Source organism: Kutzneria kofuensis (assembly GCF_014203355.1).
Taxonomy (GTDB): Bacteria; Actinomycetota; Actinomycetes; order Mycobacteriales; family Pseudonocardiaceae; genus Kutzneria; species Kutzneria kofuensis.
The window spans coordinates 7,878,001-7,904,418 of the sequence record NZ_JACHIR010000001.1 but is presented as its reverse complement, the minus strand read 5'-3'; the positions used below and the strand labels follow the sequence as shown (position 1 = coordinate 7,904,418).

The following is a 26,418-nucleotide window of genomic DNA, read 5'->3' as shown; positions in this document are numbered from 1 at the left end:
TGACACTCATGAGTGTCATTACGGCACTGTAGGATGTCAACCGTGGCAGAGCTCACCGCCGTGCAGCGGCAACGGCGCCAGGTCACCATCGACGCGCTGCTCGACGCGGCCGAGCGCGGCATGATCGAGCACGGGCTCGGCGTCAGCATGGACGACATCGCCACGCTGGCCCAGGTCGCCCGCCGGACCGTGTTCCGCTACTTCGCCACCCGCGAGGACCTGCTCAGCGCCGCCGTCGACGCCTCGTGCGCCAAGCACCTGCGCTCCGTGCCCGAATACACCGGCGACGACTGGCACACCTGGCTCGCCGACGTCGCCCTCGTCCGACACCAGGCCAACCTGCAGGCCGGCCACCTCCACCGGGAATTCACCGCGCGCCCCCTGCCCGCCCGCCTCGCCCAGGCCTACGCCCGATATCAGGAGGAACTGCACCGCTTCTTCCGCAGCGTCGCCGACTCCGTCTGGCGCGCCGCGGGCGGCGACGGCTCCACACCGCAGCCGTTGCAGCAGACCGTCGCCGCACACCTGAGCCCGATGTTCACCCAGGCCGTCGTCGTCGACGCCGGGGGCACCGCCGAACTCGCCGCCGACATGGCCGTCGAGGCCGTCACCGCCACTGTGCGCCGACTGGTCGGGCAATGATTGATCAGCCGGCGCAGGGCGGGTCGTAGGGCAGCGTCGGCAGGTAGCGGATCCACTGGTCGGTGGTGGGTGTGTCGGTGGTGCCGCAGATCCGCTGCACGGCGTGGTCCACGTCGAGATCGAGCAGGCGGACGGCGTCCGCGTCGTCGGTGACGGCGAGGTAGGCGCCGTCCGGGCTGTAGGCGATGCCGGCGCCGCGGCTGGTCAGGGCGGCCATCGGGGCGCCGAGCGCGGTCGGATGGGCCCGGTCGGCGACGTTCCACAGCCGGATGGTCTCGTCGGTGCTGTCGCTGGCGAGGGTGCGGCCGTCGGGGCTGAACGCGATCGCCGAGACGGACCGGGTGTGGCCCTGCAGGACCATGGCCCGGGTCGGATTCGGCACGTCCCACAGCCACACGGTCTGGTCCGCGCCGCCGCTGGCCAGCGTGTGGCCGTCCGGACTGAACGCGATGGTCACGACGTCGTTGGTGTGGCCGTGCAGCTGTCCGACGGCCCGTGGCGCGGAGCGGTTGGTGACGTCCCACAGCCGGATGCTGTGATCGTCGTCGACCGCGGCGAGCAGCTTGCCGTCGGGACTGAAGGCGATGGCGTTGCCGCCGATGGCCGCGGTGACGCGGCCGACGGGGACCGGAAGGCGAGGGTCGGTCACATCCCAGAGCTGCACGGCGTTCTCGTCCTCGGGCACGGCCAGCGTGCGGCCGTCCGAGCTGAACGCGAAGGCGGCCCGCAGCGGCGTCTTGACGGTGAACCCGTCGCCCAGCGGCACCGGCCGGGTGGGCGTGCTGATGTCCCAGAGCCGGAGGACCTTGGCCTGGCTCAACACGGCCAGCACCCGCCCGTCGGAGCTCATCTCGATGTCGGTGCAGTCGGTGTTGCAGACCGCCGCCGGCCCGGCGGGCGGCGGGATCTCGGCGGCGAGCCGCGGCCGCCCCCGGTCCTTGGTGAGCCACAGCCGCACGGCGCCGTCGAGGCCGCCGGTGGCGAGGAGCCCGCCGTCGTGCCGGAAGGCGACGGCGTCCACGGTGCTGCGGTGCCCGAGCAGCACTCCACCGGGCAGCGACCACAGCTGGACGACGCCGTCCGAGCTCCCGGTGACCAGGCGGGTGTCGTCGGGGGCGAAGGCGACGGTGTAGACGTCCCCGCCGGCGGTGGCCCGGGGCAGCGGCGCCGGGTGGGCCGGATCGGACATGTTCCACAGCCGGGCCGTGCCGTCGGTGCTGCCGCTCGCGAGCATCGACCCGTCGTGGCTGAACGCCACCATCCAGACGGCGGCGGTGTGCCCGGTCAGCGGGACGCCGGCCGGCGCGCCGGTGGCGACGTCCCAGATCCGCACGGTGCCGTCCAGGCTGCCCGCCGCGACGTACCGGTTGTCGGGGCTGATCGCCACGGAGTGCACGAGCAGGTCGGGGCCGCCCATGGGATCGTGCAACGGGACGGGGTGTTCCAGGTCCCGCAGGTCCCACAGCCGGACCGTCTTGTCGCCACCGCCGGAGACGAGCAGCCGGCCGTCGGAGCTGAACGCGACCGACGCCACCACGCCGGCGTGGCCGTGGAACACGGCGACGGACCGAGGCGCCGCGGGGTCGGCGACGTTCCACAGCCCGATGGTGCCGTCGTTGTTCGCCGTCGCGAGCAACCGGCCGTCCGAGCTGAACGCCACCGAGTAGACGCTGCCGCCGATGGCGGCGATCGGCGCGCCGAACCGGGTGGGTCGTTTCGGGTCGGTGACGTCCCACAGCTGCACGGTGCCGGCCTTGCCGGTGGTGGCCAGCACGGGACCGACCGGGCTGAACACGACCGCGCTGAGCCAGCCGCCCTGGTCGTTGGGCAGCGTCCCGAGCGACTCCGCGCGGCCGGACGAGGTGCGCAGGCCCCAGAGCCGCACGACGTCGTCGGCGCCGCCCGAGGCGAGGATCGCGCCGTCCGGGCTGAACGACGCCGAGTAGACGTTGCCGCCGTGGCTGCCGACACTGGTCGCGAGGGTGGCGGTCTGGGTGCTGAGCAGTCGGGTGCGCACGGAGTCGTCGGTCGGGCGCATCCGGCGGGCGACGAGCGCCAGCTGTGCGGACAGCGACGGGTCCCGGTCCCGCAACCAGTCCGATTCCGCCAGAACCTGTTGGAACAGCGCGTCGTCACGCTGGCGGAGCGCGGTGGTCCGCTCCGTGCCGGCCACCACCGCCGCGACGGCGGCGACGAGGGCGCACACGACGACAGCGGCCATCAGCAGCCGTAATCGCCGGGTCCGCCGCCGGGTCACCGCGAGCTCGGCGTGCCGGCCACGCTCGCCGGCGTCCAGGAACTGGCGTTCCCGCTCGGACAGCGAGGACTCGGCCGTCTCGCGCCACTGCAGGGCCTGCTCCAGCCGCGCCCCGCGGTACAGCGTCGACGGATCCCGGTCCATCGCCTCCCACGTCGCGGTGGCCTCGGTCAGCATCCGATGGATCCGCAGGCCGTCCCGGCCCTCGGTCAGCCACCGGCCCAGCCGGGGCCAGCTGCGGATCAGCGCCTCGTGGGTGATCTCCACCGACTCCCGGTCGGCGACGACCAGTCGGGCGTCGACCAGCCGGGCGATCACGGTGTCGTGGTCGGCGCCCTGGTCGAGCTCGGCCCTGGGCACGCGGCGGCGCGTGTCCTCGGTGCCCTCCCCCAGCACGCACAGTCGTACGAACAGGTCCCGGGCGATCTTCTGCTGCGCGTTGCTGAAGCCGTCGAACACGCTGTCGGCCGTCCGCGCCAGCGCGTGCGCGATGCCGCCCGCGCTCTCGTACCCGGCCAGGGTGAGCTTCGCGCCGGCGCGCCGACGCCACGTCTCCAGCAGGGCGTGGGACAGCAGCGGCAGGATGGCCGGCCGGCCCGCCGCCTCCGACATCAGGGTGGCCAGCAGCGCGCCCTCGACGCTGCACTGGGCCCTCGCCGCCGGCGCGACGATCGCGCGCCGCAGCTCGTCCGTGGTCATCGGGCCCACGGTCACCTGCGCGTCCCGCATGGCCGCCACCAGGCCGGAGTGCTGCGCGCAGTGCGGATAGAAGTCCGCGCGCACCCCGATCACCACGTGGCGCTCGTCGGCGGCGTCGAGCAGCGCGGCGATGAACCGCTCGCGCTCGGACTCGTCGCCGCAGAGCGTGAACAGCTCCTCGAACTGGTCGACGACGATCACGTCCGCGTCCGCCGTGCCGTCGAGGGCGGCCATCGGGTCGGCGCCGGGCGTGCACAGGACGACCCGCCGGTCCCCGGACAGCGCCGGGATCAGGCCGGCCCGCAGCGCCGACGACTTGCCCGAGCCGGACGGCCCGAACACCGCCGTGAACGGCTGCCGGCGCACCCGGGCGGCCAGGTCCGACACCAGCTGCTCGCGGCCGACGTACCGATCGGCGTCGGCGACCTCGTAGCTGGCCAACCCGACGTACGGGGCCCCCGCGACGGCGTCGTCCGGCGCGGCGGACCGGGCGTCCAACTCGGCGCGGAGCGCGCGCCAGCGTCGTTCCCATTCGGCCGCGTCGCCGCCGCAGCAGCGCACGAACGCCAGCGTGACCGCGAGGCTCGGCACGCGGCGGCCGCCGGCGGCGTCGGACAACGTCGTGTGCGAGAAATGCGCCCGTGCGGCCAGCTCCCGGTACGGCGGGCGGCCCGCCTGTTCCCGCAGTTTCCGCAGGTCGGCGGCGAATTCGGCGAGCGCGGAGCCGTCCAGCTCCAGCGGTCGTTCGGCACGCGGCATGTTCCCCCCAGCCCTTGCCCGGCGTGGCCTCGACATTGTCCGGGTGTTGGTGTCCGGCGTCCAACGCCCGGCGCCTGACAACGCCGAAGCGCTACACCGTTGCGCAGCCCCCGGTCAGGTGAGGGGAACCGAGGGCTTCCGCAAGGGGGACATCGAATGCACAGACGAACAGCCGTGCTCGCGACAGTGCTGCTCGCGTTGGGGGCCGGCACGGCGACACCCGCCGTGGCCGCAGCCGAAACCTGCGACTGGCACGTGGCCAAGGTGGCGGCGCCGGCCGGCTACGACGAGCGGCACACGACCGTGACGGGCACCGACAGCCACGGCAACTACTCCGGCTGGGTGCTGTCGAACACCAGCGACAGCGGCGTGGTGGTGCTCTGGACCAACGGGCAGCCGCGCGTGGTCGACGAGTTCGCCGACTTCACGTACCCGCAGGTCGTCGACGAGAACTCGGCCGGCACCGTGCTGGTGTCCGGCCACCAGCGCAGCACCGACCGCACGGGCGCCTTCCTGTACGCGGGCGGCCACACCGGCCACGGCACGCTCAGCTACCTGCCGTCGCCCGCCGGCTACGTGACCGACTACGCGGTCGCGCTGAACGAACGCGGCGACGTGCTGGCCCGTGGTCATGCCGTGAAGGACGGGCATGAGGTCTCGCTGCTCTGGTCGACGCTGGCGGCCGGGCCGACCGTCATCGACACCCCGTACGGGTCGGGCAAGGACCTCGACGACGACGGCACCGTGCTGCTCTACGACGGCGCCAGCAATCCGGCGCACCTGTGGCGCAACGGCCGGATCATCCCGCTGGCCGCCGAGTACCCGACGATGGTCGCGGCCGTCCGCGCCGGCAGGGTGATCGGCACGAAGGTCGAGTCCTGGCCGGAGTCGCAGTCGCTGCTGTGGACCGACCCCGCGGCCGCCCGTCCGATCGACAACGGCGGGACCGCGCAGGCCGTCAACGCCCACGGGCTGATCGCCGGCGACCGCGGCGACCTGGTCGGGCCGCCCGCCGTGTGGTCGGGCACCACCTTCCTCGCCGACCTGCCGCTGCCCGACGGCGTCACCGACGACGCCGGCACCTACGTGGTCGGCGACGACGACACCGTCTTCGGCAAGGCGTACCAGTACGGCGCGCTGAAGTGGACCTGCACCAGCACCGGCGACTGAGCCGAATTGTGAAATCCCGATTCTCGAAAGGCCCCACCATGCCCGCACTACCGGCATTGTTCAGACGGGCCCGAGCGGCCGTCGTCGCCCTCGCGGTCGCGCTCGGCTGCGTCACGGCGGTCGCCGTGCAGAGCCCGCCCGCCCACGCCGACGCGACCTGCTCGGCCAACGTCTCGGTCTACGGCGTGCTCGCCGACGGCCGCCTGACCTACACCGCGATCGACCCGGACAACGGCAACATCGTGCACGTCATCACGTCCAGCCGGTCGATCGGCTTCACGCCGAAGGCGATGGCGACGCTGAACGGCAACACCGTTCTGGTCACGTCCACCGCCGGCGTGCTCTACCGGATCGACGTGATCACGAACGCCACCAGCCTGACCTTCAACGACCCGATCGACCTGCAGCACGGCTGGACCCACACCCTGCTGACCTACGACGGTCACGGCCACATCTACGGCACCACCTCCGCCGGGGTGCTGCTGCAGTACCTGATGTCCGCCCAGAACGGCAAGCCGGGCCCGCTGCAGATCGGGCAGCGCGTGGAGATCGGCAGCGGCGGGTTCTACCTGAAGACGCTGGCCGCGGCGGCCGACGACCGGCTCATCGCCACCGCCTCGGACGGCCAGCTGATCAGCTACGCCGTGACCGCGTCCGGCGGCTACACCCGCGCCCAGCTCGACGACGCCGGCTGGCAGAGCTTCGCGAACCTGGTCTCGCCCGGCGGCGGCCTGTACTACGGCAAGAACCCCGACGGCGCCATGTACTGGTACGAGGACGCCGACCCGGCCGACGGTCGCGGCACGGACATCACGTACCACCTGGACGACCCGGTCGCCTCCCGCGGCTGGACGCAGATCCTGCTCTCGGCCGACCCGAGCACCTGCACCGCCAAGCCGCCGGCCAACCCGCTGCGCGGCAAGATCGTCGCGGCGGCCACCGGCGAGGTCGGCACCCCCGAGGCGCAGTGCGACAAGTACAACGAGGCCTGCGACGGCGGCCGGCTCGACTGGTGCGCGATGTTCGCCACCTGGACCTGGGCGACGGCCGGGGTGTCCGGCGTGCCGCGCAGCACCTTCGTCGCGCGTGGCCTGGGCAAGTGGGGCGTGGACCACAACCTGTTCAAGTGGCGCTCCAGCAGCACCCACGGCAGCCCGAAGCCCGGTGACTGGGTGATCTACGGCCAGCCCGACGGCCAGGTCGGCGGGCACGTCGACGTGGTGACCGCGGTCCACCCGGACGGGACGCTGACCGTGGTCGGCGGCAACGTCAGCCAGCAGGTGAGCCGGCGGGTCATCGATCCCGACACCGCCCGTTCCGGTGCGAACAACGACCAGCCGATCTCCGGCTACGTCTCGCCGCCCGGCGCCTGACCTCCACCATCAACGCGGCGCCGCGGCCAACGCCGGCCGCGGCGCCGTCCGCACCCAGGAGTCCGCTTTGCGTTTCGCAGCAAGAACCTTCGCCCTCGCGGCCGCCGCGCTGACGGCGCTGACCGCCGGCACCGCCCAGGCCGCCACCGATTCCGACGACTTCGTCCGGGCCCGCGTCGCCCAGGTCGCCGCCTACCAGACCGAGCCGTGCGACGGCGCGCCGACGTCGGCCGACGGCCAGGCCGCCAGCAAGCTCAACGGCGTGCTCACCCAGGGCCTGAAGAACTCGATGACCGCCTACCGGGTGTCGTGCGCCCGCGCCGTCATCGACGCCGTGCAGAAGCGTGGGCTCGACGAGCGGGCCGCGGTCATCGCGATCACCACCACCATCGTCGAGTCCACCATCGAGAACATCAGCGGGGCGGCCGGCGACGGCAGCAGCAGCATCGGCCTGTTCCAGCAGATCGACGCCTGGGGCTCGCGGGACGACCGGCTCGACCCGAGCTGGGCCACCAACGCGTTCCTCGACGAGATGGAGCGCGTCTACCCCAACGGCAGCTGGCGCACCGCTGACATCGGCGACGTCTGCCAGAAGGTGCAGCGGTCGGCCTACCCCGACCGGTACGCCAAGCAGACCCTGGACGCGCAGCGCATCGTCGACGAGCTGAGCGGCCCCGGCGCCGTCACCGTGTCGATCTACGGCGCGCTGTCCGACGGTCGGCTCACCTACTCCACCATCAACTCGCAGACCGGCGACCGGACCAAGACCGTCGTCTCCACCGACAACCTCGGCTTCGTGCCGAAGACGTTGGCCACGCTGAACTTCAACACTTTGCTGGTGACCTCGCCCGCCGGCCAGCTGTACCGGGTGGACATCATCACCAACAGCAACTCGCTGCAGTTCGCCACCCCCACCGCGCTCGGCGGCGGCTGGACGCACGACATGCTGACCTACGACGGGCACGGCCACCTGTACGGCATCGCCAACGGCACCCTGATGTCCTATGTGGTCTCCCGGCCCAAGCCGGCGTCCACCCAGATCGGCCAGCGGGCCGTGATCGGCACCGGCTTCACCATGCGCACCATCGCCGCCTCCGGCGACGACTGGCTGGTCGGCATCAGCACCACCGGTGTGCTGCGCTCGTACCACATCGCCGCCGACTACACCTGGACCGGCGCCACGCTGGCCGACCGGTGGAGCACCTTCGACCAGCTCGTCACCCCCGGCTACGGCCTGTACTACGGCCAGACGCGCGACGGCGCGATGTACCGGTACTTCGACCACAACCCGTTCGACCTCAACGGTTCCGACATCGAGGGCTTCGGCACCGACCCGGTCGACACGCACGGCTGGACCCAGATCCTGCTGTCCGCGCAGCCGCTCGTCGGCTGACGCACCCGCCGGGATCCCCGTCCCCCGGGGATCCCGGCGTCCTCACGTCGCGAAGTCGAGGATCAGCCGGGGCGGACAGCGTGGCGGCGAGGACCGTGTCCCAGCGACCTCCTAGGTGCGTAGCGGCTCTTCGACGCAGCCGGCCAGTTCGCTCAGCGCCGCCTGCCGCCCCGTGGCGACGGCCGAGCGCAGCAGGTGTGGGCGCCGTTCGGTGCGGCCGATGCGCGCGCTGCCGAGCGGCGGGCGGATCTGCAGGGTCGCGGGGTGCGTCGCCAGCAGGCGCTCCTCCTCCGCCCGGAAGACGTCGCTGCGCAGCCACGGGTCGAGGGCGCCGGGGGCGCGTCGGGCGAACCAGCGCGACGCCACCAGGCGCTCGCCGCGGGACGGGGCCGACGAGGTCTCGTCCGCGCGCATCGTGCGCAGGGCCACTATGTGCGTCGCCCGCTGGGCCAGCGCCGTCCTGATCGGAACCGCCTCGCTCAGGCCGGCGTCCACGAAGGACCGCCCGTCGATCTCGACCGGTTTCCCCGCGAGGATGGGCATCGCCGTCGAGGCGCGCAGCGCCCGCTGCACGCCGGCCTGGTCGCGGACCTGGTCGTACAGGTCGACGGACTCGCCCGTGCGAGCGTCGGTGGCCATCGGGTGGAACTCGACGGGGTTGTCGAGGATCTCCTGGAACCCCATCGGCATGATCTCGGTGTACACGGTGTGGACGAGGAAGTGGGTGTCCACCACCGGTTTCAGCCGCAGGGCGTTGCCCAGGTTGATGGTCGTGCGCATGATCAGCGGATCCCACCACGCGTGCTGGGTCGCTTCGGCGCGGCCGCACAGCAGCCAGGCCGCGTTCAGCGTTCCGGCGGAGCTGCCGTAGACGGCGTCGAACGCCGGCAGCAGCCCCAGCTGCTCGATGGCGATCGTCATGCCGCTCGAGTAGGCGCCGCGGGAGCTGCCGCCCTCGACCAGCAGCACCAGGCGCGCGTCGTCGCTGCGGTTCCCGGGCGTGCTTCCCTGCGCCTTGCGGTCTCGCAGCAGTTGCAGAACGGAGGCGGTCACCGCCTCTTTATACCGCAGTCAGAACAGTCCAGAGCCGGAGGTGGCACGTGTAACAACGTTCCGTATCATTGTTCCGTAACGTGCGTCAGCTCAATCGCGACAGCCTGGTACCGTCGTGCCCGTGCCCCGGTTGAAGCAGCGCACCGACGCCCTCCGTGAGCGTGGGCTGGCCGCCGCCCTCGCAGCGCTCGCCGAGGAGGGCGTGGCCGGCCTGACCACCCGGACCGTCGCCGGCCGCGCCGGCGCCTCGCTGCCCGCGATCTACGAGGTCTTCGGTGACAAGGCCGGCATCGTCCGGGCGGTCTTCTTCGAGGGGTTCCGGATGCTCGGCGACGACCTCGCCGAGCTGCCGCCCGCCGCCGACCCGCTCGACGGACTCCGGCGGCTCGCCGACGGCTTCCGCCGGTTCAACGTCGCCAATCCCGTGCTGGCCGAGGTCATGTTCGCCCGGCCGTTCGCCGACTTCGACCCCACGGCGGAGGAGACCAAGGCCGGCGTCAAGGTGCGCAAGATCTTCGTGCGGCACGTCCGGGACGCCGTCGACGCGGGCCTGCTCACCGGCGACCCGACCGACATCGCGCTCATCTTCTTCACCCTGGTCCAGGGCATGGCCGCCGCCGAGAACGCCCAGCGGCTCGGCGGGTCGAGGCACTCGGTGGACCGCCGCTGGCGGCTCGGCGTCAACGCGCTCATCACCGGCCTGTCCTGAGCGGCGACACCACGGGCACGTTCCGCTGCCCGGACAACCTTGCCGTCGCCGCGACGGCCGCGCCGCCGCCTACGCTTCGGAACAGCTATTCCCCGGAACGGAGATCATGGACGTCCCACCCGAGGTCCTCGCCCGGCTCGACACCATCGGCTCGGCGCTGCCTCCCCTGCTGAAAGCGGAATTCGAGCACGAACGCGACATCGTGCTGCGCGAGGCCGCGACCGCGACGACCACCACGAGCCTGACCGTCCTGGTCGCCAAGTGGCACGGCGTCGCCGCCGCCGAGGCCCGCGATCCCGGCATCTCCCACCGCATCCTCGCCGAAACCGCCGAGTTGTTGGCGAAAGAGGGCTCAGGCCTGGAGTCGTAGCGCGCGGCGGGCCGAGAATCCGGACGCCTACGTCAAGCGAATCCTGGTCGATGAGGCCAACCGCTACTGGAAACGCCACCGTGACGCGGCGCCGCCCACGGACGAGGCCGCGCCGGAGGCGGCGGTGCCGGATCCCTCGAACCGCGTCGTCGACCGCGACGTGCTGCCGCACGCCCTGTTGTCCCTGCCGGCCCGCCAGCGAACGGTCAGCGGGTCGTGGTGTGGGACCTGTACGGCGACGACGGCTCGTACTACTTCGCCCAGACGCGGGACGGCCTGCCGGCGCAGGTCGCCGCCCACAACAACCAGGGCGACAGCCTGTTCGGCCGCGAGGTCGAGGCGGCGGTGTACGCGGCCAAGGGCGACCTGGACACGGCCCGCCAGAAGATGGCCGGCGCGGCCGGGAAACCCGGCGTGATCAGCGAGCGGGACGACAAGGAGCTGACCGACTGGTGGATCTGGTCGGACAGCATCGGCGCGCTCAAGGCCGGCGCGGGCAACCCGGTGGTCCGCGAGGGCGTGCTGCGCCTGATGTCCACGCTGCCGCACGTCGCCGTGACCAAGACCTCGACCGACGGCCGGCCCACTCTCGCGCTGACCGACACCGAGCCGCCGGTCAAGGCCGGCCCCAAGTCCTCGTCCGGCGAAACCCAGACCGTGACCATCGACGCCGACACGGGCGTCCCGATCTCCTTCCACAGCGGCCAGAACAAGTCCTCGGACGACGTCAAGTTCGAGGTCTCCCGGGTCACGCTGGCCGATGTGGCGGCGGGGAAGTTCTGAGTCGAAACGACGCGGTGCCGGCCGGGCCGACCAGGCCCGGCCGGTTGTCGCATTCCGGAAGGCTTTCGTCCGGAACCGAATCTAGGGTGCCTTCATGGACAACGCACTGACCGCGGCGCAGTTCCAGGCCTCGGACGGCGTCGGCGACTGGCGGGTGCTGACGTCCGGGGCGAGCGCGTGGTTCGACGCCCCGTCGCACGCCGCCGGGGCGGGGTTGGTCCGCCGGGCCGCCGGAGTGGCGGAGATCGACCTGCGGGCCGACGGGGTGCGGGTGCACGTCGGGTCCGTGCCGCTCACGCCGGTCGACGTCGCCGTGGCGAGGGCGATCTCCGGCGTCGCGGCCGAGCTCGGGCTGGCGGCGAATCCCGCGGTGCTGCAGACGGTGCAGCTGACGATCGACGCCCTCGACCCGGCCGCGGTGATGCCGTTCTGGCGCGACGCCCTCGGGTACGAGCCGGAAGGCGACGAGGACCTGGTGGACCCGCTGCGGCGGGACCCGGGGATCTGGTTCCAGCGGCAGGACCACCCCCGCCCGCTGCGCAACCGCTTGCACGTCGACGTCGCACGGCCCGACGCGTTGGCGGCGACACCAGCCGGGCAGCAGCGCCGTCGCAACGAGTTCTACGCGACGCTCGCCGACGCCGAGGGCAACGAGGCGGACATCATCCCGGCCGACCCGCTGGGCGAAGCCGAGGACTGGCGGGTGCTGTTCGGGGCGATGGCGTTCTACCCCACGGAATCGCCGGCGGAGCTGGTCGAAGCCGTTGCCGACCTGGCCGACGAGGCGGGCCTGCCGCTGCTGGTGGATCTGCGCCCGGGCGGCGTCACGATCGACACCGGCAAGGACCGGTGGACGGACAAGCGGTTCCCCGATCTGGCCCGCCGGATCCAGCGGGCGGCACGGGACCTGGGCCTGACGGCGGATCCGGCGCGGCTGCGGTTCGTGCAGTTCGGGATCGACGCCGTCGACGTGCCCCAGGTCCGGGACTTCTGGCGCGCGGTCCTCGGCTACGACTGCGACCCCCGCCCCGGCGTCACCGACATCTACGACCCCCGACGGCTCAACCCGCCGATCTTCTTCCAGCCCATGGACGAGTCGGAGCATGCCCGCCGCCGGCAACGCAACCGTATGCACCTCGACCTCTTCGTGCCCGACGACCGTGCACATGCACGCGTCGAAGCCGGCCTCGCCGCGGGCGGGCGCATCGTCCACGACAAGCGGGCGCCGTTCTGGTGGACCCTCGCCGACCCGGAGGGCAACGAGCTCGACATCGCGGTCACGGTCGGGCGCGAATAGCGGTCACTCCCCCGCTGTCAACTGTTGGCCACGCGCTCACCTTCCCGGTGGATACTCGGCCGCGGCCCTGACGACCCTGCGGTTGGGAGACGGCGATGAGCGATGTGACCCGGCGGGAGTTTCTGGCGGGCACGGCGGGAGCGGTGGCGCTGGCGGCGGTGGGATCCACGGCGGTGGCGCAGGCGGCGACCCTGCCGGCGCCCGAGCAGTCGGGCATCGACCACATCGTCGTGGTGATGATGGAGAACCGCTCGTTCGACCACTACCTGGGCTGGCTGCCCGGCGCCGACGGCCGGCAGGCGGGACTGACGTTCACCGACAACAATGGCGTGGCACACCAGACCCACCACCTGACCGTGCCGCACGGCTGCGGGTTCAGCGACCCCGACCACTCCTACGACGGCGGCCGGGTCGAGTTCAACAACGGAGCCTGCGACGGCTGGCTCCGCGCCGGCGACAACGACGAGTTGTCCATCGGCTACTTCGAGGCCGAGGACCTCGGTTTCTACGGCAGCGCGGCACGCGACTGGACGGTCTGCGACCGCTACTTCGCCGCGATGATGGCCCCGACCTTCCCCAACCGGTTCTTCCTGCACTCCGCGCAGACCGACCGCACGACCACCTCCGTCGACAAGCTCGCCACCATGCCGGCGATCTGGGACCGCCTCGCCGCGGCCGGCGTCAGCGGCCGCTACTACTTCAGCGACGTGCCGTACACGGCGCTGTGGGGCACCCGCCACCTCGGGATCAGCCGTCTGATCGGGGAGTTCTACGCCGACGCCGCGGCCGGCCGGCTGCCGGCGGTGTCGTTCGTCGAGCCCGGGTTCCTCGGCGAGGCGATCCCCGGCCTGTCCGAGGACGAGCACCCGCTCGCCGACATCCGGCTCGGCCAGCGCTTCCTCGCCAACGTCTACAACGCCGTGGTGTCGAGCCCGAACTGGCCGCGGACCGCGCTCGTCATCACCTACGACGAGTGGGGCGGCTTCTTCGACCACGTCCCGCCGCCGGTCGGCCCGGACCCGAACCCCGACCTCGGCGCCGGGCTGCGTGGCTTCCGCGTGCCCTGCCTGGTGATCTCCCCGCGGTCGCCGCGGGCCACCGTCGCGCACGGCCTCTACGACCACACGTCCATCCTCAAGATGATCGAGTGGCGGTTCGGCCTCGCGCCGCTGACGGTCCGCGACGCCGCCGCCAACAACCTGGCCGAGGTTCTCGACTTCGCCAATCCGCCGCAGCTTTCCGCGCCCCGCTACCACGTTCCGCTCCCGATCACACTCGGCTGCCTGCTCGCCGCCGACGACCACGCCCACCACGGCGAGGACTGGCCCGAGCTGGCCGCCCGCGCCCTGGCCCTGGGATTCCCCGTGCCCAAGCGCTGACCGGCCACCGAACGCGATGTCCGATGCCCGCCAGACAACATCGACCCACAGAGCCACGCTTTCCCTGTGAGCACAACACTTGACGGGAAGGTGGCACTCGTCACCGGCGGCAGCCGCGGCATCGGGGCTGCCGTCGCCCTGCGGCTGGCCCGCGAGGGCGCCGACGTGGCACTGACCTTCCAGCAGAACCAACACCGGGCCGACGACGTCGTCGAGCAGATCAAGGCACTGGGCCGGCGGGCGCTGGCCGTCCGGGCGGACAGCGCGGATCCGTCGGCGGTGGCCGCCGCCGTGGACCGGACGGCCGACACGTTCGGGCGCCTGGACATTCTCGTGAACAACGCCGGCGCGTTCCTGCTCGGGCCGCTGGAGCAGTTGACCCTGCCGGAGTTCGAGCAGACCATGGCGGTCAACGTCCGGGCGCCGTTCGTGGCGTCACAGGCGGCGGTCAGGCACATGCCGGACGGCGGCCGGATCATCAGCATCGGCAGCAACGTGGCCGAGCGCGCGGTGTTCCCCGGCTTCGCGCTGTACTCGACGAGCAAGACCGCGCTGATCGGCCTCACCAAGGCGCTGGGCCGCGAGCTGGGGCCGCGGGCGATCACCGTGAACCTGGTCAACCCCGGCGCCACCGACACCGAACTCAATCCCGCCGACGGTCCCAACGCCGGGGCGATCGTCGGTCACACCGCGGTCGGCCACTTCGCGGACCCGGCCGACATCGCCGGGGCGGTGGCGTTCCTGGCCGGTCCCGACGGCCGGTACGTCACCGGCGCGACCGTCAACGTCGACGGCGGCTTCACCATCTGACCGCTCAGTTGTCGGGGCCGGCGCGCGCGGCCAGCAGTGCGAGACGCACTCGGTTGGGCGCGCCGGTCTTGGTCATCAGGCTGGCGATGTGCGTCTTCACCGTCGTGACGCCGAGGTGCAGGCGCTGGCCGATCTCGGGGTTGGACAGGCCGTCGCCGACCAGGGCCAGCACCTCGCGTTCTCGCGGCGTGAGGCGGGCCAGGGCGGCGTCCTCGGGCGGCGGGGCCGCGTGCGCGGTGACGGCGGCCTGCACCAGCCGGCGGAGAACGGCCGGGCTGAACGGCGAATCGCCGGTGGCGACCCGGCGGATGGCGTCCAGGACCTCCTCGGGGGCGGCGTCCTTGGCGAGAAAGCCGTGCGCCCCGGCGGAAAGCGCCGGATAGAGGTGATCGTCGTCGTCGAAGGTGGTGAGGACGAGGATGCGGGTCGACGGTCGGGCGGCGAGGATGCGGGCGGTGGCGGTGATGCCATCGACACCGGGCATGCGCAGGTCCATCAGCACGACGTCGGGGGCGGTCTGGTCGACCATCCGCTGGGCGGCGTGGCCGTTGTCGGCGTCGCCGACGACCTCGATGTCGTCGGTGGTGCCGCACAGCATCCGCAGCCCGGCCCGCGCCAGGTGCTGGTCGTCCACGACAAGCACGCGGATCACGAGGCACCGCCCGGAATCGACACCGCCAGCTCCCAGCCGGACGGGTCGGCGCCGGCGCGCACGGTGCCGCCGAGCAGCTCGACCCGCTCCCGCATGCCGATCAGCCCGAAGCCGGGCTTGGCCCGGGGCTCGACCGGACGGCCACGGCGGTCGTCGCGGATGAGCACCCGCACCTCGCCGTCGGCCGTCTGCACCCGCAGGGTGGCCCGGGCCTGCGGGCCGGCGTGCTTGATCACGTTGGTGAGCCCCTCCTGCACCACCCGCAGCACCGCGAGCCGCCGCATCGAGTCCACAGTGGTCACCCTCGGGTCGATCTCCGCGTCCAGTGTGAGGCCGGCGCCCCGGGCCCGCTCGACGGCGGCCGCGAGCGCGGCCGGCAGGCCGTCCGGCTCGGCCATCGCGGCGCCGACCTGGTCGGTGTCCGGGTCACGCAGGGTGGCGACCAGCCGCCGCAGGTCGGCCAGCCCGGTGCGGGCGGTGCCGTGCACCTCGGCCAACGCCTGGGCCACCGCCGGCTCGGCCTCCCCCAGCGCGTGCCGGGTGGCGCCGACCTGCAGGGCGATGGACGCCAGGTAGTGCGCGATCAGGTCGTGCAACTCACGCGAGATCGCCGCCCGCTCGGCGGCACGAGCATCGCGCACCGCCGCCTCACGCTGCCGCTGCGCGATGACGGCCTTCTGCAGCACCCGCCGGATGTACAGGCCGAGCAGCAGCGCCGGCAGTGTCGTGGCCGCCATCGCGAACGGCGTGTACCGCAGATCGAAGTGCGGCAGGTACACGGCCAGCTGCGCGCCGAGCAGGACGCCGGTGCCCACCCAGCACTGCCAGCCGGTACGCCGCATCCACAACTCGGCCAGCGCGACCGGGGCCAGCACGAACACCGAGTTCCAGGCCGAGCCCCCGGTCACCGGGCCCAGCGCGAACAGGGCCGACTGCCCGATCAGCACCGGCAGCGGCAGCTTGCCGCCGAACAGCGTCAACCCGCCCGAGACGAGCGCGTACATCCAGTCCCACTCGGTCGGCTCGCCGGGGCTGTAGGTCCGGAGCTGGGCGAGGTAGAGCAGGTTGGCCAGCAGGGGCACCACCCGGACCGGCGCCCACAGCAGCTCCGAGGACAGTCGCAGCACAGGCCCGACCCTAGGGACGAACCCCGGCTTCCGCCTCCTGCGATGGGAGGAGGCGGTCTCCTCCCGCCGGCTCGGCCTCCGGCCGGGAGACCGAGGGAAGCTCACGCGTCCGTGGCGAGGCTGGGGACATGCAGACCATCAGTGACACCTCCGCCTTCCTGTCGGCCGCGCTGCGCCAGCCCGGCGTGATCGGCGCGGTCGCGCCCAGCGGGCCCGCCCTCGCCGAGGTGCTGGCCGCGGTCGTGCCCGGGCGGGACAAGCCGGTCGTGGCCGAACTCGGCCCCGGCACCGGCCCAGTCAGCCGGGTGATCGGCCGGCGGCTGCCCCCGGGCGGCCGCCACTTCGCCGTGGAGATCGACCCCGAACTCGCCGACCGCCTGGAACTCACCCACCCGGACGTCGAGGTCCTCCGCGGCGACGCCGCCGACCTCGGCGCGCTCCTCTACGGCGCCGGCGTGCGGCAGGTGGACGCCGTCGTGAGCGGCCTGCCGTGGTCGCTGTTCCCGGAGGCCCAGCAGCGGGCGATCCTCGAACAGGTGTGCTACGTGCTCGCCCCCGGCGCGGGATTCAGCACGTTCGCCTACCGCATCTCCACGCCCACCGCCGGCGGGCGGCGGTTCCGCGCGCTGCTGCACGAGTACTTCGAGGAGGTCGTGGTCAGCCGCACGATCTGGCGCAACCTCCCGCCGGCGCTGGTGTACCTGTGCCGCCGGCCCACAGTGGACCGCACCGATGCCTGACGTGCTGACGTGGCTGCGGGGCCTGCCGCAGCCGCTCGTCCTGCTGGCCGGCGGCATGCTGGTCATGGCCGATTCCGGCCTGCTCATCGGCCTGCTCCTCCCGGGCACGAGCGCGGTGCTGGCGCTGGGAGTGCTCGCACGACTGGGAGTCGTGCACCCGGCGCTGGCCGGGGTCACGGCGGCGCTGGCGGCCGTCGCCGGCACGCAGCTGGCGTACGTGCGCAGCCTCGGTAGCGAGTTCCCGGTGCCGCACCGATTCCAGGGCGCCCGGGAACGGGCGGCGGCGTTGGTGGGGCGGCTCGGATTGCCGGCGGTCTGCCTCGGACAGTGGCTGGGCCCGATCCGCACGCTCACGCCCCGGCTGGCCGCCCGGGCCGGCATCCCCTACCGCCGCTTCGCCTCGGTCAGCGTGCCGACATCTGCGGCATGGGCCACGGCGCTGCTCGCGGTCGGCTACCTGTGCGCCACCGCGTACGAGGCGCTGTCCCGGTGGCTCGGGTTCGGCGCGATCGGCGTCGCGGTGGCGGTGGCGGGGGTTGTGGTTCAGCGGGCCGGTCGGACCAGGCCGGACTCGTAGGCGGCGATCACCAACTGGGCCCGGTCCCGGGCGCCGAGCTTCATCAGCAGGCGGCTGACGTGGGTCTTCGTGGTGGTCACGCCGACGTGCAGCCGCTCGGCGATCTCGGCGTTGGACAGCCCACGCGCGACGAGCAGAAGGATCTCCCGCTCCCGGGCGGTGATCCCGTCCAACGCGGCGGGGACCGGCTCGGGCACGCTGACGAAGGCCCGAATCAGCCGGCGGGTCACGGTCGGCGCCAGCAGCGCCTCGCCGGCGGCGACCACCCGGACCGCGGCCACCAGGTCGGCCGGCGGCGTGTCCTTGAGCACGAACCCGCTGGCCCCGACCCGCAACGCCGCATAGACGTACTCGTCGAGGTCGTAGGTGGTGAGGATGAGCACCTTGGTGTCGGCGGCCGCCGGCATCGCGGTGATCAGGCGGGTGGCCTCGATGCCGTCCAGCTCCGGCATCCGCACGTCCATCAGCACGACGTCGGGCCGCAGCGTCGCCACCAGCTCCACCGCCTCCCGCCCGTTGGCGGCCTCGCCGACCACAACCAGGTCGGAGGTGGTTTCGAGGAGCACTCGGAAGCTGCCCCGCACCAGCGCCTGGTCGTCGGCCACGAGCACCCGGGCCGTCATGCGGCACCGCCCGTCGGCAGGACCGCGCGCACCAGGAATCCGCCGTCCGGCTCGGGCCCGGCGGTCAGGCTGCCGCCGTACAACGCCACTCGCTCGCGCATGCCGAGAATGCCGTGCCCTCCCGTGGTCGCTACACCACCCGAACCGTCGTCGGCGACCTCGATGATCAGCTCGTCCACGGCGTAGCGCAACACCACGGTCACCCGTGCCGGACCCGCATGCTTGATCACGTTGGTGATCGCCTCCTGCACGATGCGATAGGCCGACAGTTCCAGTCCCGCCGCCAAGGGACGAGCGCCGTCGATCTCGACCGTGACGGCGACGCCGACCTCCGCCGCGCGCCGGACCAGCGTGTCGAGGTCGGCCAACCCCGGCGTCGCCTCCGTCGGCTCCGGCTCGCCGTCGTCGGCGGCACGCAGCAGCGGCAGCATCTGCCGCAACTCGGTCAGCCCGGCCCGGCTCGTCTCCTCGATCGACGCCAGCGCCCGGCGCGCCTCCTCGGGCCGGCTGTCCAGCACGTAGCCCGCGACGCCGGCCTGCAGCGCGATCAGGCTCATCCCGTTGGCCACCACGTCGTGCAGCTCCCGGGCGATGCGCAGGCGTTCTCGGGCGGCGGCCGCGCGCACCTCGTGTTCCCGTTGCGCCACCACGTAGATCCGGTGTTCACGCACGAAGACGCCCAGTCCCCAGGCGGTGATCACGATGGCCGCGGCGGACACCGCCTGGCCGCCCATCGGCCCGACCACCCCGGCCACGAACACCGCCAGCGCACCGAGGAGGGCGATCACGGCCGTGCGGCGCGACCGCATGGTGGCGATCGGGTAGATGGCGAAAGCCACCGCGTCGAACGGCGCGGTGATGACGGGGACCAGCACCAGCGTCTCGCACGCCGCCAGCACGACCCAGTACACCGCCACCGGCCAGATCCGTCGCACCGCAACCGGCAGCGTGGCCGCGAGCGTGAGCACGAACCCCGCCGCCACCGGCAGGCCGAAGTGCTCGACGCGTGGCGAGGCGGGCACGACCAGCACAGCCAGCGCCAGCGCGACGACGGCGTCGAGGGCGAGCCAGTGCTCGCGGCGCAACCGGCCGGTCAACGGGGCTCTGGGCTCGGACACGACCCGATCGTATCGACCGCCCGCGATGAGCACGTCCTCCTCGAGGTGGTCCTCCGCGAGGAGGACGACACGAACCGGTGACGCCCACAGAATCGCACTCTCCGAAGTGGACGAGGAGGAATCGTGATCCGAGCACGAACCGCCGCACTGGCGGCGGTGGCGACCCTGCTGTCCGGCTGCGGCGTCGCCAACGCCGGGCAGTCCTCAGTGGACTGGCAGGACTGCGGCAACGGGGTGCGCTGCGCCACGATGACCGTGCCGGTCGACTGGCGGCGCCCCGGCGGCCCGACAACGCTGACGAACCTGGCGGAGGTCCCCGCCAAGGATCCCGCCCACCGGCTGGGCGCGCTGATCGTCAACTGGGGTAGCGGAAGCAGCACCTCGACCGTGCATGCGAACCCTCGGCCGCCTGTGTACGACGAGCTGACCGCGCACTTCGACGTCGTCGTCATCGACTCGCGGGGCGTGGGCCAGGCCGACAACCACACCCTGGTGCCGTGCCCGCACCCCCAACCGCTGCCTTTCGACCTGGTGAAGGCCACCAGCCAGGCCGACTGGGACGCTCACGCCCGGGCCAACGCCGCCTACGACGCCGGCTGTCGGCAGGCAGCCGGTCCCCTGTTCGACGGCCTGACCTCGTGGCAGACCGCGCACGACATCGAGGCCCTGCGGGTGGCGCTGGGAGAACCGAAGCTGCGCTACATCGGCAACTCCTACGGCGCGACCTACGGCCAGGCCTACGCCGAGCTGTTCCCGACCCACGTGCAGAGCATGTTCCTTGACGGCGTTCCCGACCACACGCAGCCCCGGTTGGAGGACTGGCTACGCGATCGCGCCGTGACCCAGGAGCAGCAGCTGTTCCGGTTCCGCGACTGGTGCGGCCAGAGCCCCAACTGCGTGCTGCGCGGCTCGGACCCGGTGCGAATCTGGGACGACCTGGTGGCACACCCACCGCAGGGCGTCACCGCCGGGCAGCTGGAGATGGGCATGCTCAACAGCCTGCTGACGCCACCCACCTGGCCCAAGCTGGCCCAGGCGCTGGCCAAGGCCCGGGACGGCGATCCGAGCGACTTCCTGACGAAGATCGCTCCCCCGCCGCCGGAGTCGTCGGGTTACCTCCTCGGTGTGACGCTGTGCCACGACTACCTGCCGAATGTGCCGAGCTACCAGGCATTCCAGCCGATCGAGCAGCGTCTGAAGGCGGTCGCGCCGCACATCGGCTGGACCGAGGGCCGCTTGGAGCTGGGCCGCTGCATCGGCATCCCGGGCCGGCCGTCCTACCCGCCGGCCCCGCTCAGGGCCGCCGGCATGCCGCCGGCCCTGGTCGCGATCGGCCAGTTGGACAGCAACGCCCCCAACCTGGGCGCGGCCCACGTCGCCACGCAGTTCCCGGGCGCTCGGGCGCTGTGGCACGGCGACGGTCACGCCGCCTACTTCCTGCACGGCAACACGTGCCTGAACGGCTACGTCATCCGCTACCTCACCGATGGGGCGCTGCCTTCGCCGGGCACCAGGTGCCCGGCGGAGATGATGGTGCCGTGAGCCGTCACGGCCCGGTCAACTCCGCAGGCAGGTGATCCAGTAGTCGCCGGCGGCGTCGCGGGTCACCCCGTGCGTCTCGCTGGGGAAGCCGGGGAAGTGCCGGTCGAAGTCCTCCAACGCGCGCAGGTAGCGCAGGGTCGGCTCGTCGTGCCCGCCGGCGTTCTCGCCGGGCATCAGCACCGGGATGCCCGGCGGGGTGGTCACGACCTGCGTGGCCACGGTGCGGTCGGCCAGCTCGGCCAGGCGCACGGGCTCGGTGCCGCCCCGGAGCAGCCGCTGGTAAGTCTGCGCCGGCGTCAGAACCGGCTGCGGCGGATGCGTGAAAGCCTCGTCCAGCAACGGGATCAGCTCGCTGGACCGCAGCTGGGCATGCATCTCGTCGCACAGCTGGCGCAGCGTCAGCTCCGCGTAGCGCTCGGGGTACTCCTTGACCAGACCGGGCAGGACGTCGGTGAGGGTGGCGCCGGTGTCGTACAGGGACTTGAAGTCGAGCAGGCCGTCGACGAGCGTGCCCCACTTGCCCTTGGTGATGCCCATCGAGAACAGGATAAGGCAGGTGTAGGCGTCCGTCTTCTCCACGACGATGCGCCGCGTCTCCAGGTACGCCGTCAGGATCTTGGCGGGAATGCCGGTGTCGCCGGGGTTTCCGACCGCGTCGGTGCCGGGGCAGGTGACGCTGACCTTGATCGGGTCGAGCAGGCAGTAGTTGTCCTCCAGGCCGGGGAAGCCGTGCCAGGCGGCGCCGGGCTCCAGGGTCCAGCACGAGGGTTCGGTCCGCAGCAGGTCCAGCGGCGCGTCGGCGAACGCGTGGCATCGACCGCTCTTGGGATCCGTCACCTCGTCGGGCTGCCAGGTGCCGAAGAACCAAGGCGGCCGGTCGCCGGCCGTGGCGATGCGCCGGCCGATGCGGGCCACCGCCTGCCGGAACCGGATGGCCTCGGTGACGGCCTCGTCGGTGAGCCACTGGCCGCCGGGGCCGTCCATCATGCCGGCGGCGATGTCGAGCCCGGCGATCATGGGGTACATCGGCGACGTGGTGGCGTGCATCATGAAGGTCTCGTTGAACCGGTGGTGGTCCACCGGCGACCGCGGCGAGTTCTTCACGTGCAGCATGGCGCTCTGCGACATGGCCGCCAGCAGCTTGTGCGTGGACTGGGTCGTCAGCACGGTCGGCCGGACGTCGTCGGGCACCGTCCCGGCGTCGACGGACATGCCGTAGCGGCGGGCGTAGAGCGGATGGAAGCGGGCGTAGGCGAACCACGCCTCGTCCAGGTGCAGCCGCGGCACGTTTTCGCCCAACAGCCCGGCAAGACGGACGGCGTCGTAGCACAGACCGTCGTAGGTCGAGTTGGTGATCACGGCGTACACCGGCGACGGATCGGCGGCATCCGCCGCGAGTGGATTGCGCTGCAACAGATCCGCGACGGCATCGCGGTTCAGCGCCGCCGGTGGGATCGGGCCCATCAGCCCGTAGCCGTTGCGGGTGGGCACGAGGTAGGCCGGACGGCCGCCGGTCAGCGTCAGCCCGTGGTAGATCGCCTTGTGGCAGTTGCGGTCCACCAGCACGAGCTCGTCGCTGGCGATGCTGGAGTGCAGCGCGATGCGGTCGGCGGTGGAGTCCCCGTGCAGCACGAAGTACGTCAGGTCGGCGCCGAAGATCCGGGCGGCGTTGCGCTCGGCGTCGCCGATCGGCCCCGTGTGCTCGAACAGCGAGCCCAGCTCGGCGACGGAGATGGACAGGTCGGTGCGGAACAGCCGTTCCCCGTAGTAGTCGAACAGAACCCGGCCGACCGGCGACTTCAGGAACGCCACCCCGCCGGCGTGCGCGGGGGTGTGCCAGGAGTACTCGTGCGTGTCGTCGAACCGGCGTAGCTCCCGGAAGAACGGCGGCAGCAGGTCCTCCTGGTACCGGCGGGCGGCGACGCCGATGCGGCCGGCGATGAAGCCCGGCGTGTCCTCCAGCAGCCACACGTAGCCGCAGATCGCCTCGGACACCCACAGTGGCAGGTCGTCCACCGATGCCGCCGTTGTCACCAGGAACACCGGCAACCGGGTGAACCTGGCCATCAGCGCCGTCAGCACCGCCTCCGCCGGCCGCTCCAGCACGCCGTCCGCGTCGTGCAGGTCCCAGCTCACCAACGCCGCGGTCAGGTCGGCGCGACTCTGCACGAGGGCCAGCGCATCCTCGTCGGTGCCGGCCCTGATCACGCCGTGCCCGGCGCCCGCCAGGTGCTCACAGATCCGCTCCAACTGGTCGGCCAGCACCGAGCCGGGAGCGATGTCGTTGAGCGCCAACAGAATCGTCGATCCAGGCACGGTGAATTCCCCTCCCGGTGCGGCCGGAAATCGCGCCACACAGGTATAGAGGGCATTCGGCCGCACCGTCGATCGTCCGCAAGGATGAACGGACCCGCCAGCCGATCGGAGCAGCCGCCGCTCGCGGTGACCGGATCGCTCCTCGGCCGAAAGTACGAGGGATGTGCTGCGCGGCAACGGAAGCCGTCCTAGCGTCGGCCACATGGCTACTGAACCGAAAACCCTCACCCCGCCCCCGGCGATCCTCGGCGCCTTCGGGCTCTGGCTGGTGTCCACGGCATTGGGCGTGGTCACGGCGATCCTGGTGCTCACCGAGAAGGACACGCTGGTCGCCGGCATCAAGGCGGCCGGCGGCTCGCTGAGCGACGCCCAGGTCGACAGCGCGGCCACCGTCGCGATCACGATGCTCGTGGTGGTGGCCATCGTGTTCGCGGCGTTGTACCTGTGGCTGGCGTTCAAGCTGAAGGCCGGCCGCAACTGGGCACGGGTGACGCTGGCCGTGCTGACGGTGCTGCACCTGGTCACACTGTTCCTGCAGGGCGCGGTGACACTGTCCTACGTGGACACCGTGATCCAGGTGGCCGCCGTGGTGTTGAGCTTCCTTCCGGCGTCCAACGCCTACGTGGCCGCGCGCCGGCTCAACCCGTGACGTCGGGATCGACGGTGTCGTACTGGGTGAAGAAGTCGCTCAGGCCGATCATCGCGAGCACCCTGGTGAGCGACCTCGGCGCGGCCGCGAGGGCGAACCCGGCGCCGAAGGACTCGACGTGCCGGCAGGCGACGATGAAGGCGGATACGCCGCTGGAATCGCAGAAACCGAGGCGGGACAGGTCCAGCACGAGTTCCTGGCCGGCGGTGTACGTCAGGTCCTCGCAGGCCTGGCGCAAGGCGGGCGCGGTGGCCATGTCCAGATCGCCCTGGAGGCTGAGAACGTGCCCGGCCGGGCCGGAGCGGGCGGTGATCGTCAGGTTCGTCACGAGTCGGCCCCGACGGTCATGACCAGCAGCGCGGTGTCGTCGGTGAGCCGGTCGCCGAGATCGTCCAGCACGGCCGCCACGGACGACACGATCTCCGCGGCGCCACGGCCGGCGAAGCCTTGAGCCAACTGGACGAGGTGGTGCTCGCCCAGCTGGGAGCCGTCGGGATCACGGGCCTCGGTGAGGCCGTCGGTGTAGAGCAGCACGGAGTCCCCGGGGGCCAGACGCGTTGAGGCAACGGCGATGTGAGCGTCGCGCAGGATGCCGATCAGCTGGCCGCCCGGGGTGTGCAGCAGCTCCACCCACCCGTCGGCGCGGGTCGCCACCACTGGCGGATGGCCGCCGCTGGCGACGGTCAGGGTGAACCCGTCGCCGTCCGGCACGAGCAGCCCGAACACGACCGTGCAGTACCGGGCGTCGGCGGCGTTCCCCTGCTGCAGCATGACGCTGTTGAGATTGGACAGCACGGCGACCGGATCGGGGTTGTACACGGCGGCGGCACGCAGGGTGTACCGCGTCAGCGACGTGACGACAGCCGCCTCCGGCCCCTTGCCGCAGACGTCACCGAGGAAGAAACCCCAGCGGTTGTCCGAAAGGGGGAACAGGTCGTAGAAGTCGCCGCCGAGTTGCTCGGGCGAGGCGGCGTGGTAGTGCGCCGCCACCTCGAGCCCCGGCACGGTCGGCAGGCTCGGCGGCAGCAGGGTGCGTTGCAGCGTCTCGCTCAGCCGCTGCCACCGGGCGCGTTCCTGCTCGGCGACCTCGCGGGCGCGCAACAGCTCCCGTTCGTACGCACGGCGCTGGCGGGCGTCGAAGACCGTGCAGCGGATCAGCAGCGGGGCCCCGTCCGCGCCGGTCTTGACCGTGGAGTTGACCAGCACGGGCAGCCGCCGGCCGTCGGCGGCCACCAGTTCGAGGGCGATCTCCCGGGCCTGGCCCTGCATCCGCAGCAGCGGCGCGAAGTGGGTCTCGTGGTAGAGCCGGCCGCCGACGGTGAGCAGGTCGGCGAACCGCTTGCGGCCGACGAGGTCCTCGCGGGCGTAGCCGAGCCAGTCCAGCAGGGTCGCGTTGACCTTGGCGATCTCCCCGTCGAGCAGGGTGGACAGGTAGCCGCAGGGAGCGTTGTCGTACAGGTCGGCGGCGTCGTCCTCCAGCAGCGCGGAGAACGAGGGACCGTCATCGTTCTCGGAAGGCCCACCGACGGCGCCGTTGTGGGCCGGCCGCGTCATGTGCGGCTCGCGGGCAACGCGTCGAGGAACGAGCGCAGCGCCTTGGCGGTCTGCTCCGGCGCGCTCAGGTGCGGGCAGTGTCCGGTGGCGTCCAGCACGACCATTTCGCTGCCGGGAATGGCTTGCTGGACGTATTCGCCGACGGAAAGCGGGGCGATCAGGTCCTCGCGGCACTGCAGGATCAGCGTCGGCACGGTCACGCCGGCCAGGTCGGCCCGGTTGTCGCCGGTGAACGTGACCCGGGCGAAGTGCCGGGCGATGGCGGGGTCGGTGCGGCAGAAGCTGTTGGTGAGCTCCTCGCCCAGCTCGGGGCGCTCCGGATTGCCCATGATCGCCGGCGCCATGGCGGCCGACCAGCCCAGGTAGTTGCTGTCCAGCGAGTCCAGCAGCTCGTCGACGTCGGCGGCGCTGAACCCGCCGACGTAGCCGTCGTCGTCGATGTACCGGGGCGAGGGGCCGACCATCGCCAGCGCGGCGAACCGGGACGGCTCCCGCGTCGCCGCGAGCACGCCGATCATCGCGCTGACCGAGTGCCCCACGAACACCACGTCGCGCAGGTCGAGCTCGTCGCAGATCTCCAGGACGTCGCTGGCGTAGCCGTCGAGGGTGGCGTACCGGTCGGGCCGCCAGGCGGCGAGGTCGGAGCGGCCGGCGCCGACGTAGTCGAACAGCACGACGCGGTGGTCCTCGAAGGCCGGTGTCACCAGCCGCCACATGTTCTGGTCACACCCGAAACCGTGCGCGAACATCAGCACCGGGCCCTCGTGACGACCGGCGACGGTGACGTGGTTCCTGGTGTGTACGCCCATGATCGGCAGTATGTCAG

Annotated in this window: 24 protein-coding genes; 14 read left to right on the top strand and 10 right to left on the bottom strand. The window is 72.2% G+C overall.

All coding sequences use genetic code 11. The features are described 5' to 3' along the window. Nucleotides 1-42 precede the first annotated feature (42 nt). The gene (locus BJ998_RS48795; RefSeq protein ID WP_184867758.1) at nucleotides 43-642 is read left to right on the top strand and encodes a TetR/AcrR family transcriptional regulator; all 600 of its coding nucleotides are present in this window, start codon (nucleotides 43-45) and stop codon (nucleotides 640-642) included. A gap of 4 nt (nucleotides 643-646) precedes the next feature. On the opposite strand, the gene BJ998_RS36035 is transcribed toward BJ998_RS48795, so the two are convergent. Then, nucleotides 647-4,357: an nSTAND1 domain-containing NTPase gene (locus BJ998_RS36035; protein ID WP_184867757.1), complete on the bottom strand. Its 3,711-nt coding sequence runs from the start codon at nucleotides 4,355-4,357 to the stop codon at nucleotides 647-649. Nucleotides 4,358-4,513: 156 nt separating this feature from the next. On the opposite strand from BJ998_RS36035, the gene BJ998_RS36030 reads away from it, so the two are divergent. The 3 genes from BJ998_RS36030 to BJ998_RS36020 all read left to right on the top strand — a co-directional run bounded on the left by BJ998_RS36030 (nucleotide 4,514) and on the right by BJ998_RS36020 (nucleotide 8,293). After that, nucleotides 4,514-5,527: a hypothetical protein gene (locus BJ998_RS36030; protein ID WP_184867756.1), complete on the top strand. Its 1,014-nt coding sequence runs from the start codon at nucleotides 4,514-4,516 to the stop codon at nucleotides 5,525-5,527. A 56-nt stretch (nucleotides 5,528-5,583) separates the two neighbouring features. Then, nucleotides 5,584-6,900, top strand: a complete 1,317-nt coding sequence (locus BJ998_RS36025; protein WP_184867755.1) for a CHAP domain-containing protein — start codon at nucleotides 5,584-5,586, stop codon at nucleotides 6,898-6,900. Nucleotides 6,901-6,967: 67 nt separating this feature from the next. Further along, complete coding sequence (locus BJ998_RS36020) at nucleotides 6,968-8,293, top strand: tachylectin-related carbohydrate-binding protein (protein ID WP_221338241.1); 1,326 nt, start codon at nucleotides 6,968-6,970, stop codon at nucleotides 8,291-8,293. 111 nt (nucleotides 8,294-8,404) lie between these two features. On the opposite strand, the gene BJ998_RS36015 is transcribed toward BJ998_RS36020, so the two are convergent. Continuing rightward, on the bottom strand, nucleotides 8,405-9,346 hold the full coding sequence (locus tag BJ998_RS36015; protein WP_184867754.1) for a patatin-like phospholipase family protein: 942 nt from the start codon (nucleotides 9,344-9,346) through the stop codon (nucleotides 8,405-8,407). 121 nt (nucleotides 9,347-9,467) lie between these two features. Between BJ998_RS36015 and BJ998_RS36010 the strand changes: the two genes are divergently transcribed. The 6 genes from BJ998_RS36010 to BJ998_RS35985 all read left to right on the top strand — a co-directional run bounded on the left by BJ998_RS36010 (nucleotide 9,468) and on the right by BJ998_RS35985 (nucleotide 14,694). Next, nucleotides 9,468-10,055: a TetR/AcrR family transcriptional regulator gene (locus tag BJ998_RS36010; protein ID WP_184867753.1), complete on the top strand. Its 588-nt coding sequence runs from the start codon at nucleotides 9,468-9,470 to the stop codon at nucleotides 10,053-10,055. Nucleotides 10,056-10,161: 106 nt separating this feature from the next. Further along, nucleotides 10,162-10,425: a DUF6247 family protein gene (locus tag BJ998_RS36005; protein ID WP_184867752.1), complete on the top strand. Its 264-nt coding sequence runs from the start codon at nucleotides 10,162-10,164 to the stop codon at nucleotides 10,423-10,425. Nucleotides 10,426-10,641: 216 nt separating this feature from the next. Then, nucleotides 10,642-11,208 (top strand): hypothetical protein, encoded by a 567-nt coding sequence (locus BJ998_RS36000; RefSeq protein WP_184867751.1) that lies wholly within the window; start codon nucleotides 10,642-10,644, stop codon nucleotides 11,206-11,208. A 94-nt stretch (nucleotides 11,209-11,302) separates the two neighbouring features. Beyond that, nucleotides 11,303-12,505: a 4a-hydroxytetrahydrobiopterin dehydratase family protein gene (locus tag BJ998_RS35995; protein ID WP_184867750.1), complete on the top strand. Its 1,203-nt coding sequence runs from the start codon at nucleotides 11,303-11,305 to the stop codon at nucleotides 12,503-12,505. A gap of 95 nt (nucleotides 12,506-12,600) precedes the next feature. Beyond that, nucleotides 12,601-13,884, top strand: coding sequence for an alkaline phosphatase family protein (locus BJ998_RS35990; RefSeq protein WP_184867749.1), 1,284 nt, complete (start codon nucleotides 12,601-12,603; stop codon nucleotides 13,882-13,884). 66 nt (nucleotides 13,885-13,950) lie between these two features. Continuing rightward, nucleotides 13,951-14,694: an SDR family NAD(P)-dependent oxidoreductase gene (locus tag BJ998_RS35985; RefSeq protein ID WP_184867748.1), complete on the top strand. Its 744-nt coding sequence runs from the start codon at nucleotides 13,951-13,953 to the stop codon at nucleotides 14,692-14,694. A gap of 4 nt (nucleotides 14,695-14,698) precedes the next feature. On the opposite strand, the gene BJ998_RS35980 is transcribed toward BJ998_RS35985, so the two are convergent. Both BJ998_RS35980 and BJ998_RS35975 read right to left on the bottom strand, forming a co-directional pair. Then, nucleotides 14,699-15,346: a response regulator transcription factor gene (locus BJ998_RS35980; protein WP_184867747.1), complete on the bottom strand. Its 648-nt coding sequence runs from the start codon at nucleotides 15,344-15,346 to the stop codon at nucleotides 14,699-14,701. After that, a complete protein-coding gene (locus BJ998_RS35975; protein WP_184867746.1) occupies nucleotides 15,343-16,473 on the bottom strand; it encodes a sensor histidine kinase in 1,131 nt (376 codons plus the stop codon). Before BJ998_RS35975 ends, BJ998_RS35980 begins: the two co-directional genes overlap by 4 nt. A 128-nt stretch (nucleotides 16,474-16,601) precedes the next feature. Here BJ998_RS35975 and BJ998_RS35970 point away from each other — a divergent pair, with 128 nt between their 5' ends. Then, entirely contained in the window at nucleotides 16,602-17,213 is a 612-nt protein-coding gene (locus tag BJ998_RS35970; protein WP_184867745.1) for a class I SAM-dependent methyltransferase, read from the top strand. Further along, nucleotides 17,206-17,790 (top strand): DedA family protein, encoded by a 585-nt coding sequence (locus BJ998_RS35965; protein WP_184867744.1) that lies wholly within the window; start codon nucleotides 17,206-17,208, stop codon nucleotides 17,788-17,790. The genes BJ998_RS35970 and BJ998_RS35965 overlap by 8 nt, the downstream gene beginning before the upstream one ends. Here the strand turns inward: BJ998_RS35965 and BJ998_RS35960 are convergent. Together BJ998_RS35960 and BJ998_RS47900 are read right to left on the bottom strand one after the other, a co-directional pair. Continuing rightward, nucleotides 17,757-18,413 carry a response regulator gene (locus BJ998_RS35960; RefSeq protein ID WP_184867743.1) on the bottom strand — a complete coding sequence of 219 codons (657 nt, stop codon included), beginning with the start codon at nucleotides 18,411-18,413 and terminating at the stop codon, nucleotides 17,757-17,759. The genes BJ998_RS35965 and BJ998_RS35960 overlap by 34 nt on opposite strands. Next, complete coding sequence (locus BJ998_RS47900) at nucleotides 18,410-19,531, bottom strand: sensor histidine kinase (protein WP_184867742.1); 1,122 nt, start codon at nucleotides 19,529-19,531, stop codon at nucleotides 18,410-18,412. Before BJ998_RS47900 ends, BJ998_RS35960 begins: the two co-directional genes overlap by 4 nt. Before the next feature lie 123 nt (nucleotides 19,532-19,654). Here BJ998_RS47900 and BJ998_RS35950 point away from each other — a divergent pair, with 123 nt between their 5' ends. Then, on the top strand, nucleotides 19,655-21,073 hold the full coding sequence (locus BJ998_RS35950; protein WP_184867741.1) for an alpha/beta fold hydrolase: 1,419 nt from the start codon (nucleotides 19,655-19,657) through the stop codon (nucleotides 21,071-21,073). Nucleotides 21,074-21,088: 15 nt separating this feature from the next. Here BJ998_RS35950 and BJ998_RS35945 read toward each other — a convergent pair whose 3' ends face one another. Beyond that, nucleotides 21,089-23,389 (bottom strand): Orn/Lys/Arg family decarboxylase, encoded by a 2,301-nt coding sequence (locus tag BJ998_RS35945; protein WP_184867740.1) that lies wholly within the window; start codon nucleotides 23,387-23,389, stop codon nucleotides 21,089-21,091. A gap of 202 nt (nucleotides 23,390-23,591) precedes the next feature. On the opposite strand from BJ998_RS35945, the gene BJ998_RS35940 reads away from it, so the two are divergent. Then, nucleotides 23,592-24,038 carry a hypothetical protein gene (locus BJ998_RS35940; RefSeq protein ID WP_184867739.1) on the top strand — a complete coding sequence of 149 codons (447 nt, stop codon included), beginning with the start codon at nucleotides 23,592-23,594 and terminating at the stop codon, nucleotides 24,036-24,038. Here the strand turns inward: BJ998_RS35940 and BJ998_RS35935 are convergent. From BJ998_RS35935 to BJ998_RS35925, 3 genes are read right to left on the bottom strand one after another with little or no spacing between them, the layout of a single operon-like run. Next, nucleotides 24,028-24,366: an STAS domain-containing protein gene (locus tag BJ998_RS35935; protein ID WP_184867738.1), complete on the bottom strand. Its 339-nt coding sequence runs from the start codon at nucleotides 24,364-24,366 to the stop codon at nucleotides 24,028-24,030. The genes BJ998_RS35940 and BJ998_RS35935 overlap by 11 nt on opposite strands. Then, nucleotides 24,363-25,592 (bottom strand): PP2C family protein-serine/threonine phosphatase, encoded by a 1,230-nt coding sequence (locus BJ998_RS35930; protein ID WP_184867737.1) that lies wholly within the window; start codon nucleotides 25,590-25,592, stop codon nucleotides 24,363-24,365. The genes BJ998_RS35935 and BJ998_RS35930 overlap by 4 nt, the downstream gene beginning before the upstream one ends. Further along, nucleotides 25,589-26,401, bottom strand: coding sequence for an alpha/beta fold hydrolase (locus BJ998_RS35925; RefSeq protein WP_184867736.1), 813 nt, complete (start codon nucleotides 26,399-26,401; stop codon nucleotides 25,589-25,591). Before BJ998_RS35925 ends, BJ998_RS35930 begins: the two co-directional genes overlap by 4 nt. Nucleotides 26,402-26,418: the final 17 nt, after the last annotated feature.